The 12,542-nt window shown below is 70.0% G+C and carries 15 protein-coding genes and 1 pseudogene; all 16 read left to right on the top strand.

The features are described 5' to 3' along the window. Nucleotides 1–455, top strand: a 455-nt coding sequence (locus E1284_RS31860; protein ID WP_207924066.1) for a hypothetical protein, incomplete at its 5' end; no start/stop codon positions are given. Next, nucleotides 452–775: a hypothetical protein gene (locus E1284_RS31855; RefSeq protein ID WP_131943867.1), complete on the top strand. Its 324-nt coding sequence runs from the start codon at nucleotides 452–454 to the stop codon at nucleotides 773–775. The genes E1284_RS31860 and E1284_RS31855, both read left to right, overlap by 4 nt. Before the next feature lie 229 nt (nucleotides 776–1,004). After that, the gene (locus tag E1284_RS31850) at nucleotides 1,005–1,862 is read left to right on the top strand and encodes an SAM-dependent methyltransferase (protein ID WP_131943866.1); all 858 of its coding nucleotides are present in this window, start codon (nucleotides 1,005–1,007) and stop codon (nucleotides 1,860–1,862) included. 5 nt (nucleotides 1,863–1,867) lie between these two features. Continuing rightward, entirely contained in the window at nucleotides 1,868–2,680 is an 813-nt protein-coding gene (locus tag E1284_RS31845) for an SAM-dependent methyltransferase (protein WP_243714870.1), read from the top strand. Continuing rightward, the gene (locus E1284_RS31840) at nucleotides 2,677–4,149 is read left to right on the top strand and encodes an ATP-binding protein (protein WP_131943864.1); all 1,473 of its coding nucleotides are present in this window, start codon (nucleotides 2,677–2,679) and stop codon (nucleotides 4,147–4,149) included. The genes E1284_RS31845 and E1284_RS31840 overlap by 4 nt, the downstream gene beginning before the upstream one ends. A gap of 107 nt (nucleotides 4,150–4,256) precedes the next feature. Further along, nucleotides 4,257–4,703, top strand: a complete 447-nt coding sequence (locus tag E1284_RS31835) for a roadblock/LC7 domain-containing protein (RefSeq protein ID WP_207924065.1) — start codon at nucleotides 4,257–4,259, stop codon at nucleotides 4,701–4,703. Nucleotides 4,704–4,705: 2 nt separating this feature from the next. Beyond that, nucleotides 4,706–5,098, top strand: a complete 393-nt coding sequence (locus E1284_RS31830; protein WP_131943862.1) for a DUF742 domain-containing protein — start codon at nucleotides 4,706–4,708, stop codon at nucleotides 5,096–5,098. Next, on the top strand, nucleotides 5,088–5,741 hold the full coding sequence (locus tag E1284_RS31825) for a GTP-binding protein (protein WP_131943861.1): 654 nt from the start codon (nucleotides 5,088–5,090) through the stop codon (nucleotides 5,739–5,741). The genes E1284_RS31830 and E1284_RS31825 overlap by 11 nt, the downstream gene beginning before the upstream one ends. Then, nucleotides 5,738–6,331 (top strand): GAF domain-containing protein, encoded by a 594-nt coding sequence (locus E1284_RS31820; RefSeq protein WP_131943860.1) that lies wholly within the window; start codon nucleotides 5,738–5,740, stop codon nucleotides 6,329–6,331. Before E1284_RS31825 ends, E1284_RS31820 begins: the two co-directional genes overlap by 4 nt. Before the next feature lie 65 nt (nucleotides 6,332–6,396). Continuing rightward, nucleotides 6,397–7,638: an acyl-CoA dehydrogenase family protein gene (locus E1284_RS31815; RefSeq protein WP_131943859.1), complete on the top strand. Its 1,242-nt coding sequence runs from the start codon at nucleotides 6,397–6,399 to the stop codon at nucleotides 7,636–7,638. A gap of 87 nt (nucleotides 7,639–7,725) precedes the next feature. Beyond that, nucleotides 7,726–7,887, top strand: a pseudogene (locus E1284_RS44155) (BldC family transcriptional regulator); the annotation flags it as partial. Continuing rightward, nucleotides 7,882–9,108, top strand: a complete 1,227-nt coding sequence (locus E1284_RS31810; RefSeq protein ID WP_243714868.1) for an SAM-dependent methyltransferase — start codon at nucleotides 7,882–7,884, stop codon at nucleotides 9,106–9,108. The pseudogene E1284_RS44155 and the gene E1284_RS31810, both read left to right, overlap by 6 nt. 95 nt (nucleotides 9,109–9,203) lie before the next feature. After that, on the top strand, nucleotides 9,204–10,139 hold the full coding sequence (locus E1284_RS31805; RefSeq protein ID WP_131943857.1) for an endonuclease/exonuclease/phosphatase family protein: 936 nt from the start codon (nucleotides 9,204–9,206) through the stop codon (nucleotides 10,137–10,139). A gap of 42 nt (nucleotides 10,140–10,181) precedes the next feature. After that, on the top strand, nucleotides 10,182–10,436 hold the full coding sequence (locus E1284_RS31800) for a hypothetical protein (protein WP_131943856.1): 255 nt from the start codon (nucleotides 10,182–10,184) through the stop codon (nucleotides 10,434–10,436). 392 nt (nucleotides 10,437–10,828) lie between these two features. After that, entirely contained in the window at nucleotides 10,829–12,094 is a 1,266-nt protein-coding gene (gene fxlM / locus E1284_RS31795) for a methyltransferase, FxLD system (RefSeq protein ID WP_131943855.1), read from the top strand. Nucleotides 12,095–12,110: 16 nt separating this feature from the next. After that, nucleotides 12,111–12,263, top strand: a complete 153-nt coding sequence (locus E1284_RS31790) for an FxLD family lanthipeptide (RefSeq protein WP_131943854.1) — start codon at nucleotides 12,111–12,113, stop codon at nucleotides 12,261–12,263. Nucleotides 12,264–12,542: the final 279 nt, after the last annotated feature.

The raw sequence follows: 12,542 nt of genomic DNA, 5'->3' as shown, positions 1-12,542 counted from the left end.
CCCCACCCCCCTGCGCACGCACCCGCCCCTGGTTCGAGCCTTCCGGCAGCACGCGGGACTGCGGTTCGCTCGTGCCTATGACCACGACCGAGCGGCAGCGGATCGCGGCCCAGTTCCACCAGGCGGCCATCACGGCCAGCCAGGTTGCGGAAGCCGCCGAGAAGACCATCGGCACGATCAGTCCCCACGTACAGCCCATCGCCAGCGCCGACCCCAACGGGCTCCCGCCGCACGCGGCACGCCTCCGACAGCTCCGCGCCGCTTGGCCGGACTGGCAGTTCGAATACGACGCCAACAAGGTCGTCCCGTGGAACGCACAGCGGCGCATCACCCCCCAATGGCGCGGCGGGCACTCCACCTGCGACGCGCAAGATCCCGACACCCTCGAAGTGCTTCTGCGGTGCGCGATGGACACGCAGCTCCTCACCCGACCTCACGGGCGGGCCGGCCGGTGACCTACCGAGAGCAGGACCACCCGCAGCCGTCCGACCTCCAGGACCGCGACGCCCATGAGGTGCAGAGGCGCCTAGCGGCGCTCGGCGCCCACATGCGGGGCCGCCGCCTAGACACCGACCTCAACGACGGCAGCCTGAGCGTGGCCGTGCCCGGCAAGCCAGAGGTCGACACGATCACCTGCCGGCCCCGTCCCTCCGACGGCGACCGGTACTGGTACTGGAACGGAAAGAAGCAGCCGATCGCCCAGGCCGAGCCCGAGCACATCCCGGACGCTGGCGCCCGCATCGCCGCGGACCTGCACGCTCAGCAGCAGTCGTGACCACCGGCCTCCAGGCCGACCAGACCGAGCAGCACCACCATCCGGACGTGACGCCAGGTGGCGAGCCGAGACGGCATGACCGGCACTCTCTTCGACCGCGCGGCGGGGACACCGACCCACACCGGATCCCCGTCACCGTGCCCACCCACCGCCAGCGCATTCGCCTACAAGGGAACACCAGCATGAACGAGACATTGGACGTCTACGAGCCGCTCGCGGCGGTGGGGTCATGAACATCTCAGCCGGCCTTGCCCGCGACTTCACACAATCGTCGGAAGCCGGCGTCTACAACTTCTACCTGGGCGGCAAATCCTGGACCCGCGCCGATAGGGAGACCGCGGTCGCGGTCATCCGGACCTCCCCGGACGCGCAGGCGGTCGCGAGGGAGAACTTCTTGTTCGCGGGCCGTGCCGCCTCGTGGGCCGTCGGCGAGTACGGCATCGGACAGGTCTTCGACATCGGCGTCGGCATCGTTGACGACGTGCCGCTGGACTCGGTGGAGACCTGCGTCCACAACGTCGCCCCGGACGCCGTCGTGGTCGCCTTCGACAACGACGAGGTCGTGCTCGCACGCGCCCGTGCGCTGCGCACCGGCTACGGCCGTGTGCTGCTCGGCGATGTCACCGACCTCGACAGCATCTTCAACAACCCCGATCTTCTCAACCACCCTGACCTGGTCGGGGGCACCGACCTGACCAAGCCGGCGGTCATCGTGCTGGCCGCCGTCCTGCACTTCGTGGACGACCCCGCCACCGTGATGGCCGGTCTGCGGGATCGTCTGGCGCCCGGCAGCGTCGTCGTGCTGTCCCACGCGACCAGGACCGGCACCAGTCAGGACCGCGTCGGAGGGATGACCAAGGCCTACGAGAAGGGCCGCAGCGCGATCATCTTCCGGGAGGAAGCCGACATCGCCGCTCTCGCGGACGGGTGGGATCTCCTACCGCCCGGTCTGGTCGACGTGCAGCTCTGGTCCCCGGACGGTAGCCATCAGGGCGAGCTGTACGAGACGGTCCGGGTCGTCGGCATGGTCGCCCGCCTTCCCGACGCCCAGCAGGGGCCGCGCGATGCGACGGGTGGTGCCCGGTGAGCGGCATGGCCTTCGACCGGCTCGCGGCGGAACGGGACCTCCACGGGAGATACGGCCCCGACTGTGCGGCGATGCCGCGGCTGTGGGCGTTCTGGGGTGGTGGGAAGGACTTCAACCCGGCCGATCGTGCCCTTGGTGAGACAGTTGCCGCGCGTTTTCCGCAGGTCGAGACGTTGGCCCTGCATCGGCTGGCGTTCCGCAGCCGGGTGGTGCGGGCCCTGGTCGGCGAGTGCGGCGTCGACCAACTGCTGGTCGTCGGCGTCGACATGCCGATGCACGACGAGGTCCACCAGGTCGCCCACTCGGTCAACCCGGACGCCCGCGTCGTGTACGCCGACGCCGACGCGCTGGCGATGCTTTACGCCGAGGCCATGTTCAGAGGCCGCATCAATACCTGCGGGTTCGTGCGGGCAGGGCTGGACGACCCTCGCGCGGTGCTGGACGGCGCCGCCGCGACCTTGGACCTGCGCCGGCCGGTGGCCGTGCTGCTGATCAACAGCTTGGACGTCCTCACCGACCCGCAAGCGGTCGAGGCCCTGGCCGCCTTCCGGGCCGCTCTGGCGGCCGGCAGCTACATCGGGTTCTGCCATCTGACCGCCGAGTACGACCACGGCCTGGCCGCGCTCGGGAGCGTCTGCGCCGAGACCAGCCCCGGTCCGCCGCGCGTCCGCACCCCAAACGCCCTCGCCGCGTTCTGCGCGGGGATGGTGATGATCCGGCCGGGCCTGGTGTCGGCGCCGGTGTGGCGCCCCGATCCCGGCCCGTGGCCGGTCACCGCCGACGTGGACCTGTGGTGCGGGGTCGGAGTCCTGCCATGAGTATCCAACTTCCCCAGACCGCGGCCCGACCCGCCGGCGATGAACCCCGCCGGCAGACCCTCGAACCCCTGGACCACGCGGGCGAACTCGTCAACCGCCTCACGGACCGGGGTCTGCGCGCGTCGGCTGCGCCGCTGGGGAGCCCGGAGGGCGCGCCGGCGGTCACCGCGCAGCGGACGGACGTCCATCCCTACGTCGGGCGGTTGGTGGCGCTGCTGCCGTGCCCCGGTTCCGGGGAGTTGTACTGGCATTGGCAGCGGCCGTTCCGGGGAAGTCGGTGGATCGGGGCCCGGTGGTTCCAACCCTTCTCACCGGCGTACGCCTATGACGACACCGCCGACGCCATCGCTGCGGTGATCGCGGATGAGCTGCGTGCCAGTGCCCGTCTGCGCCACGCCTCGGCCGCGCGGCCGGATGCGGTGGAGGAACCCGACGGCGAGGTCCTGGTCTACACCGGCCACCGCGTGCACGCGCTGGTGAGCCGGATGCTGGAGCGCCTCAAGGCCATCGAGAACGATCTGGAGGACCCCGATCTCCTCGCGGATCTGTACGGGATCGACCACCTGGCGACTCAGCTGCGCCGAGCGGCCGCCCGGTCGGCGGTGCTGGGAGGCCGTACCGCGCGGCGCGCCTCCGCACCGATGCCGGTCTCGACCGTGCTGCGCCAGGCGATGGCCGAGGTCGAGGCGTACCAGCGCGTCCGGCTGACGCTACCCGACGACGACATGGAGATCCCGGGGTATGCGGGCCCGGACGTGATCCACATCCTGGCCGAGCTGGTGGAGAACGCCACCCGGTTCTTCGGCGGCACGGTGCGGATGGTGACGGTCCAGGCACCCGGCGGTCTAGGGGTGGAGGTACGCGACGAGGGCAAGTGGGCATTGTCGGCGGCGCGCCTTGCCGAACTGCGGCGGATTCTGGAAGCGCCGTTCCAGGTCAGCCTGCGTGAGCAGGTCCGGCAGGGGCAGGTCGGTCTGCTGGTCGCGGCGCGGCTGGCCGTCCGGCACGGCATCCGGATCGAGCTGCGTCCGCAGTCGCCCGGGATGTGCGCACTGGTAGTCCTGCCCCACGCCCTCCTTGCCTCCTCGCCCGGTATCACAGCACTCCCACAGGCCCTTCTCCGCCGCCGCACCCCCGCTCCGATCAGCACGCCGGCATCCCCGCCGCCGCCCGACCCGGCTCCGACCAGTGCCGCCGCGCAGGAACCACCGGCCTACGAGCAGCCCCCGACTACCGCGCCGACCGCCCTACCAGCAACGCACGCCGGCCGGCCCCCGCTCCCCCGGCGCCGCAAACCGAGTCCTGCTGCGGGCGCCGTGCCGCATCCTTCCGGCGAGCCTGCCCCGGATTCGTCGCCGACACGGCCGCCGTCACCGGAGCTGATGGCGCGTTTCGCCACCGGTCTCCGGCGCGGCCAGGCCGAGCAGCGGCACGAGCCCGCCAGCGAGCCCCCCGACGAGTCCGGCTGACCGCCTGGCGCCTTGGGACAGGTCCATTTCCTATCCATGAAGAGGTTCAGATGACGACTCCCACACTCCCCGCGGTAACCGCGGCCTCACCGCTCACGGCGGACGGTTTGGACTGGCTTCTGCAGGAGTTCACCGGCCGGGTCGCTGGTGTGACCCATGCCGTGCTGGTGTCGCGGGACGGGCTGAAGATGGCGGTGTCGGGCTTGGACACTGCTGAGGCCGACCGGGCCGCCGCATGGATGTCCAGCCTCCACTCCCTGGCCCGGTCCGCCGGCACCCTCATCGGAGCCCCGGACGGCGGTTTCCGGCAGGTCGTCATCGAAGACGCCGCCTTCCTGGTGTTCGTTGTGAGCGCCGATTTCGCCGCCGCAGCCCGGCCCAGCCTCAAGTCCGGTGCCGGGTCGGGCCTGGTCGGCTGTGTGCTCGGCGTCCTGGCCGAGCCGGACGCCGACGTCGGCGTGGTCGGCTACGAGATAGCCCTGCTGGTCAAGAGCGTGACCGAGCACCTGACCACGCCGACCCGAGGCCACCGCCGCACCGACGGGAACCGGTGACCATGCCCGGCCCGGCTGGCGCGCCGCAGTGGGATCAGGCGTGGGAGACCTGCGCCGACGAACAGGTGCGCCCTTACGCGATCACCGGCGGCCGGACCCGCCCGCAGCACTCGATGCGGCTGGTGACCCTGCTGGAGGCCGCCGACGCCGGACCCGTGCACGGGCTCGGTCCCGAATCGGCCCGAGCGGTCGAGCTGTGCCGGGAACGGCCGTGCCCGGTCGCCGAGATCGCCGCACGTCTCGGTCTGCCCGTCCAGGCCACCAAGGTCGTCCTGTCCGATCTGATCGACCGCGGCGCCTTGGTCATGGCCCTGCCCGGCCCCGGCGCCGACCACTTGCAATTGCTGGAAGCGCTGCGGTCAGGTCTGGAAACGAGGCTGTCCCATGTCGCCTGACCGTGCCGAGACCACCGCAACCGGCCAGACGGGAACCGGCCAACGCAATTCCGCGCCCTTCCCGGTGAAGACCATCGTCAGTGGCGGCTTCGGCGTCGGCAAAACCACCATGATCGGCGCGGTCAGCGAGATCGACCCGCTCACCACCGAGGAACAGCTCACCGTGGTCAGCGCCGGGATCGACTCCCTGGCCGGCGTGGAGGACAAGACCACCACCACCGTCGCGATGGACTTCGGCCGCCTCACCCTCAGCGACGACCTCATCCTGTACCTGTTCGGCACTCCCGGCCAGGACCGCTACTGGTTCACCTGGGACGACCTCACCTACGGCGCGGTCGGCGCCGTGGTGCTGATCGACACCCGCCGGCTGCCCGACAGCTTCGGCCCGGTCGGCTACTTCGAGCAGCGCGGCATCCCGTTCGTGGTCGCGATCAACGAGTTCGCCGACGCCCCGCACCACTACACAACCGACGAGGTCCGCGACGCCCTCGACATCCCCGACCGGGTGCCGATCGTGCGCTGCGACGCCCGCGACACGCGCTCGTCCATCACCGTGCTGCTCGCCCTGGTCGACCACGCACTCACCCACCCGACCCCACCGGAGCAGCCGCACCAGCCCATCGCCCAGGGAGCTTCCACATGAGATACGACGCCGACGCCGGCGTGTCCCTCCCCACCTGGCACGACACCGCCGAGCAGCGCATGAAGCTGCTCACCGAACTCGGCCTCGACGGCGCCCCGGACACCGAGTTCGACCGGTTCGCCGCCCAGGTCTCCGGCGCCTTCGCCGCCGAACTCGGCGACCACGGCAAGAACTTGTACGCGATGGTGAACCTGTTCACCGAGCAGGAGCAGACGTTCGTCGGGCTGCACATTCCGCCGGGCATGCGCGCGGTGGACCGGACCATGCGGCCCGACCACGGGTTCTGTCCCGAGATGCTCGACCGCACCAAGGCGCTGATCCTGTCCGACGTGTGCGCCAACCCGCACTTCGCCTCCAACCCGGTCGTCGACAAGCTCGGGGTCCGCACCTACGCCGGCGCACCGCTCATCCACCAGCCCACCGGGACCGTGCTGGGCACCGTGTGCGTCATCGGCACCGACCCGCTCCCTCGGGAGACCGGGCAAACCTCGCTCGCACTGATCAAGCGGCACCGCGACGCACTCATGGACGCGCTCGCGCAGCGGGCCGGCACTCGCGGCCGCCACAGCTCCGGCGACACGAGCGGCTGACACCTGGCCGCGGTGATGACGTCTGCCGGACCCGACCGTCCGGCAGTGGGTCCAAGTGGAAGGAGATGGTGCCCGTGTTCGAGACCGACGGTCACAGGAGCCTGCGCAAGGCAGTACGCGCCTTCGCGCTCGCCGAGGTCGCGCCGCGCGTGGCCTGGATGGAGTCCACCCAAGCCGTCGACGTCGAAACCTCGACCCTGATCGCCCGGCAGGGATGGATCGGGGTGACCATCCCCAAGGTGTACGGCGGCATGGATGCCGGGCACCTCGCCAAGACGATCGTGATCGAGGAGCTGGCGCGGGTGTCGGGGGCGATGGGCGCCATGGTCCAGGCGTCCCAGCTCGGTGTCGCCAAGATCATCCACTACGGGACCGAGGAGCAGAAACAGCGGTGGCTTCCCCCGATCGCGGCCGGGGCGTGCCTGCCGACGATCGCGGTGACCGAAGAGGGCTCGGGCGGGAACGTGCTGGACATGGCGGCCAGCGCCCGCCGCGACGGCGACGAGTGGGTGTTGAACGGCCGGAAGCTCTATGTCGGGAACTCCCACGTGGGCCACGTGCACGGCGTCATCGTCCGCACCGGCGGCCCCGGCACCCGCCGGTCCCAGGCCCTGTCGGCGTTCCTGGTCGAGCACGACCGGCCAGGCCTGACGCTCCTCCCCTACCAGCCGCCGCTGGGGTTGCACGGCTTCTCCTTCGGCGACCTGGTCATGAGGGACGTCCGGGTCCCGGCCGACAACATGATCGGCGCTGAGGGCGACGGCCTGCACGTCGCCTACAGCTCGTCCCGCCTGTATGGATGCCCGAACCTCACGGCCGTCGCGCTCGGTATCCACCAGGCGCTGCTGGAGGAGACCGTCGCCTTCGCCAAGGACCGCCACCGGCGCGGCGAACCACTGGCCAAGCTGCGCACCGTCGAGCAGCGGATCGGGGAGATCAACGAGCGGCTGATGACCGCCCGCACGCTGGCCTACCAGGCCGCCCACATGCTCGACCACGGGCAGCCCTGCGACGACGCGCTGATCAGCGCCAAGTATCGGGGTGTGGAGTCGCTGATGGAATCGGCCCTGGACGCGATGAAGATTCACGCGGCGGCCGGACTCCGGCGCGACCGCTGCATCGAACGTCTGGTGCGGGACGCCTTCCATATCGACGCGCCCGCCGGGACCGGCGATATCCAGCTACGTCGCCTCGCCGAATCCGCCCTCGGTACCGGCAAGGGGCAGTGGTCGGGTCGTCTGGCCCAGGTCACGGCCCTTCATCCTGCGTCCTTCCTGTCCGAGACCGCGCCAGAGCCTGCTGTCTGACCTGTTGTGCGGCCTCTGGAACCGCCAAGGGCCCCGTTCCCGGGGCCGCACCGCCCCCCTTTTCCCTCCGTCGAAACCACTGGTCCCATGACTGAACCTGAGCCGCTGCTCACACCTGGAGAGGTCGCCGCCCTGTTCCGGGTGGATTCCAAGACCGTCACCCGTTGGGCGCAGGATGGCAAGCTCTCCTCGATCCGCACGGTGGGCGGTCACCGCCGGTACCGCGCCTCCGAGGTCCACGAGGTGCTGAACGCCGAGTGCGTCTCCAGCCGGTACGCCCGGCTGGAGACGCTGGTCGACCACTACGACGGCGATGCCACCCGGGTACTGCTGGACATCGCCGACCGATACGGCCTCGCCGTCACCGTCCTGGACCGCGCCTGGTTCACCCAGTTCACCCGGCGCGACCTCACCGACCTTGAGTGGAAACGCATCGCCGCAGAACTCGGAGACTTCAGCGGCACGCTCCTCCGGGAATGCGCAGGGCCGCTGCTCGGCTACGCCTTCACCGTGCTGAGCGCCGCCGGCATTCCCCTCCCGGACACGACGGCGTCCGAGCTACCGCCACCGCCCAGCTCGGTCCGTGTCCGAGAAGACCGGGACGTCGACGTCAACCCGCTCGGGCCTGTAGCGGACGGCACATCGCAACAACAGCAGACACCGTCGGGCGCCGTTGTTCCAGCATTCACATCGAAGGACGTCGACCGGCTGGTGCCGCACTCGGCGCGGGTCTGGGACTACATCCTGGGCGGCAACGACCACTACGAGGCCGACCGGCAGGCCGCCGAGACCTTCCAGGAGGTCTATCCCGACCTCACGCACATGCTGGCGAGTCAGCGCAGCTTCAAGCACCGGGCAATCGAATACCTCACCAAGCAAGACGTGCGGCAGTTCATCGACATCGGCCCCGGCCTCCCGTCCCCCAAAGACCTCACCGACACCCACATCATCGCTGGATCGGCAGCCCGCGACGCCGGAACCGTCTACGTCGACAACGACCCGCTGGTGACCATCCGCATCCAAGAACTGCTGAACGAAGGCCCGTGCTGCGGCGCCGGACTCGTCCACGCCGACGTCGCCGAGACCGAAACCGTCCTGGCCGGCGCCGCCCGCCACCTCGACCTCGACCAGCCGGTCGCCATCCTGCTCATCGGGGTCATGGGCCACATCGACAACACCGACGACGCCCATGCGATCGTGCGCCGCCTGATGAACGGTCTGGCACCGGGCAGCTACCTGGCGCTGTCCGACGCAACGACCACCAAAACCGCGCTCGTCTGGGCGCAGGAGACCTACAACGCGACCGGCGCCGCCCCCTACCGGCTCCGCACCCCCACCGGGATCGCCGAATTCTTCACCGGTCTCAGCCCCGTCCAGCCTGGCCTGGTACCACCCGCACTCTGGCAGCCCAGTCAGCCACCGGAGGGGGGCGTCAACATCGACGCACGATGCGCCGTGGCCAGGACGTGATGCCGCAGTCCGATCGTCCGGCACAGGGGCGGACACGCGGCAGAACGCTGCAAACCAGCCATGTCCGTCTCGTTTCGAGCTAGGGAGCCCACCGAATGACCCTTCTACATCTCAGCTACGTCAACGTCGAGCATGGCGGCCGGGCCGACGCCGGCTACTCCTCCTACTCCGGCGACGGCGGCCCCTACGACTACAGCAAGGTCACCGGGATGTTCCACGACGGCGACTGGCCCGACATCGCCGTGATCGGCGAGGGCGACCGGTACGAGCTGAACGGTATGGAAGGCGCGTTCGAGGCCGCCGCCGCGCTGCGGGACGCGGGCGGCCCTGCCTACGTCCCCTACCCGTGCTCGCTGCCCCGCGAGTGGGGGATGTTCGCCCCCGTCATCTACGTCGACCCGACCAAGGTGGTGGTGCGGCGGTTCTACTCCCACCGGCTCCCCGACTTCGCCTCCCGCAACCGCAACCTGATGCTGTTCACCCTGGCCGGCCGCACCGACCCCATCCGGATCGCCGCCACGCACGGCGACATCTACTCCGGCGACACACGCCTCGCCGACAACCGGCGGTTCGACCGGCTCGCCGACCCCGCCATCCCCTGCGCGCTCCTCGGCGACTGGAACACCGTCCCCTCCGGCCCCCACTTCGAGCCCACCGACATGAACAAACCCGGCCTCCACAACCCCCGCGCGATCAACTACCGCGTCCAATTCCAAGGCGGCCCCAGGCAGGCCGGCCCGCACATCTACGACACCCGCGCCCTGGACGCCCTGGTCGGATGGTGGAACCCCGACACCCGGCAACGGGAAGGCGGCGTCGGCTTCCACCACGCCGCCGAACTCGCCCAGGACTACACCCCCACGCAGATCGAGCGGCCCAACGGACGCCAATGCCTGGTCATCGACGGCATCCTCCTCAACGACCCGCTCCGTGACGCCTACGTGCCCGGCTCGTACCACGTCCACGACTTCCGCGACCCCGAGCACCCCGACTCCGACCACAAACGCATCTCGATCACGGTCGACATCTAGCCGGCACCGTTTGACGTCCATCCGCGGACGAAAAGGTTAAGCATGACCGAAGAAGCCGCCACCAAATACTACGCGATAACAGGTCGCGGAAAGACAGTGGATGATCCGCACGGAATCGCCCGGCAGCGCAAATCGGCAGAAATAGGGGTCGTGGATGAGGTCTTCTATCGCGACCGCCCAGCATGGCGCAGGACAGGGATCATCGCCGAGTGGAATCACTGCTCCACTGTGGATGACCTCGAAGAGATCAGCAAAGAAAAAGCGATGCAGTTCATCGAATCCTGGGAGATTTATTAAGATGATCTCGAATGTGGCGGTTGCCACTGCCTGGTCATCGACGCCATCCTCCTCAACAAGCCGCTCGCCGACGCCTACGCGGCCGACAGCTAGCGCGTCCACGAGTGGCGCGACCCAGCCGATCCGGACTCGGACCACAAGCGGATCAGGGCCACCCTCAACCTGTAGCTCGTCTGGCCCGGCATTCAGCGGCGGGTTTTCATGAGTGGTGGAACCCGAATCGCCGAAGGGTTGCTGATGGCATCACGTCGGCGGGCGCGCGACCAGACTGAACCAGTCCTGGCCGGCCCTACCCGGCTTGCCGGCCGAGTACGACGAATCCGACATCTCAAGGAGGCTTCCGCGATGACAGCGAACAGCGACCGGTCCACACCATCCCCAGAAGGCGCGTCATGAGCGTCGACACCGCGAGCCGCGCCGACCGGGCCGAGGAACTCCGCAACGCCCTGGTCGATGAGATCATCGCCGACCATAAGGCCAAGGGCTTCACGATGCCTAACGAGGTGGAGCGGGCGATGCGGACCGTTCCCCGCGAGGTGTTCACTCCGGGCGTCCCGTTGGAGAAGGCGTACGAGAACACCGCGGTGATCACCGCCCGGCGCGGTGAGGAGGCCATCAGTTCGGTGTCGGCACCGTACCTGATCGCCGAGATGCTCGGCCAGGCGGTCGACGCGCTCGGCGGTTTGAAGGACCGCACCGTGCTGGAGATCGGCAGCGGCGGCTACAACGCCTCGCTGCTGCGCGAGCTGGTCGGCCCGGCGGGATCGGTCACGACCGTCGACATCGACCCGGAGGTGACCGACCGGGCGGCCGCCTGCCTGGACAGGGCGGGCTACCGCGATGTCACCGTGGTGTGCGCGGACGCCGAGCACCCGGTCGAGCCGGGCCGCCGCTACGACCTGATCATCGTCACCGCCGGGGCCTGGGACATCCCGCCCGCCTGGCGCGAGCAGCTCACCGGCGACGGTGTCCTCGTCGTCCCGCTGCGCACGTTCGGGATGACCCGGTCCTGGGCGCTGCGGCGCTCCGGGGACCGGCTGGGCAGCGTCAGCCACCGCCAGTGCGGATTCGTCTCGATGCAGGGCGACGGAGCCCACCGGATACGGTACGTCGACGTCGCCGACGGCGTCCACCTGCGGTTCGACGAGGACCCGCGCACCGACCCCGACGTGCTCGCCCGCACCGTCGCCGACCTGCTCACCCAGCCCCGCCAGGTGGCGTGGGCGGGGGTGAGGCTGCCGCCCCGCACCGTGCTGGCCGACCTGGATCTGTGGCTGGCCACCCGCCTCACCCGCGACGCGGGCGAGTTCATGGCTCTGACGGCGCAGGAGACGGCCGTCGAGTCCGGCATCGTCGCGCCCTCGTGGCGGTTCGGTGCCCCCGCAGCCCTCACCGAGGGCGCGTTCTCCTACCGGTCGGCGCTGCGCTGGACCGGCAGGAAGTTCGATCTCGGCGCATCCGCCCACGGGCACGACGCCGCCGCGGCGGCCGGGCGGATGGTCGGGCACATGCGCGCGTGGCTGGACGCCGGGAGCCCGGCGCCGGGCCTGGACGTCCTGCCCGCTCGCACCCCCGACGGCGACCTGCCGGACGGGACCGTCCTGGACAAGCGGCACAGCCGCATCGTCCTCACCTTTCCTACCGTCACCTCTCGATGAGAAGGGAAAACCTCCGATGGAGCACGACGAGTACCAGCTGAACGTCCGCCTGGTCGACTCCGGGGACGCCGCGAGCGGCCACGCCACCAGCACCGACGACAACTGCGGTTCGGGCAATACCGGGTCGGACGCCTGCACCACCAACGCCGACGTCGGCGGCGTGCGCTAGAACGCCTGCCGCACCCCTGCCGGGCCCGGCCTCCGCGTACCGGGTCGGGCCCGGCTTCGGTTGTCCGGTCACCTTCTGCCGACCTGCGAGGCGGTGAACGACTCATGTTCCACGTGGCGGATGCGGCCTTGATCAGAGCCGCCGCCTACCCCCAGGACCTGACCCTTCCGGCCTGGCCGGATTTGACCGCCGACCTGCCCGAAGAGTGGTTGCAGTGGTTGCGGCAGGCATGGACGCTGCCGGAGTTCGCGGCCACCCTCACCCCCGCCGCCCCCGACC

It is taken from the genome of Actinomadura bangladeshensis (assembly GCF_004348335.1).
Lineage (GTDB): Bacteria > Actinomycetota > Actinomycetes > Streptosporangiales > Streptosporangiaceae > Spirillospora > Spirillospora bangladeshensis.
Note: the sequence above shows the minus strand (reverse complement) of the source record. Positions and strands in the feature narration are given on the sequence as shown.

Coding starts and splice junctions, on each gene's coding strand:
- E1284_RS31850 (WP_131943866.1), top strand. CDS start 1,005: ATGAACATCTCAGCCGGCCTTGCCCGCGACTTCACACAATCGTCGGAA.
- E1284_RS31845 (WP_243714870.1), top strand. CDS start 1,868: ATGGCCTTCGACCGGCTCGCGGCGGAACGGGACCTCCACGGGAGATAC.
- E1284_RS31840 (WP_131943864.1), top strand. CDS start 2,677: ATGAGTATCCAACTTCCCCAGACCGCGGCCCGACCCGCCGGCGATGAA.
- E1284_RS31830 (WP_131943862.1), top strand. CDS start 4,706: ATGCCCGGCCCGGCTGGCGCGCCGCAGTGGGATCAGGCGTGGGAGACC.
- E1284_RS31825 (WP_131943861.1), top strand. CDS start 5,088: ATGTCGCCTGACCGTGCCGAGACCACCGCAACCGGCCAGACGGGAACC.
- E1284_RS31820 (WP_131943860.1), top strand. CDS start 5,738: ATGAGATACGACGCCGACGCCGGCGTGTCCCTCCCCACCTGGCACGAC.
- E1284_RS31815 (WP_131943859.1), top strand. CDS start 6,397: ATGGTGCCCGTGTTCGAGACCGACGGTCACAGGAGCCTGCGCAAGGCA.
- E1284_RS31805 (WP_131943857.1), top strand. CDS start 9,204: ATGACCCTTCTACATCTCAGCTACGTCAACGTCGAGCATGGCGGCCGG.
- E1284_RS31800 (WP_131943856.1), top strand. CDS start 10,182: ATGACCGAAGAAGCCGCCACCAAATACTACGCGATAACAGGTCGCGGA.
- fxlM (WP_131943855.1), top strand. CDS start 10,829: ATGAGCGTCGACACCGCGAGCCGCGCCGACCGGGCCGAGGAACTCCGC.
- E1284_RS31790 (WP_131943854.1), top strand. CDS start 12,111: ATGGAGCACGACGAGTACCAGCTGAACGTCCGCCTGGTCGACTCCGGG.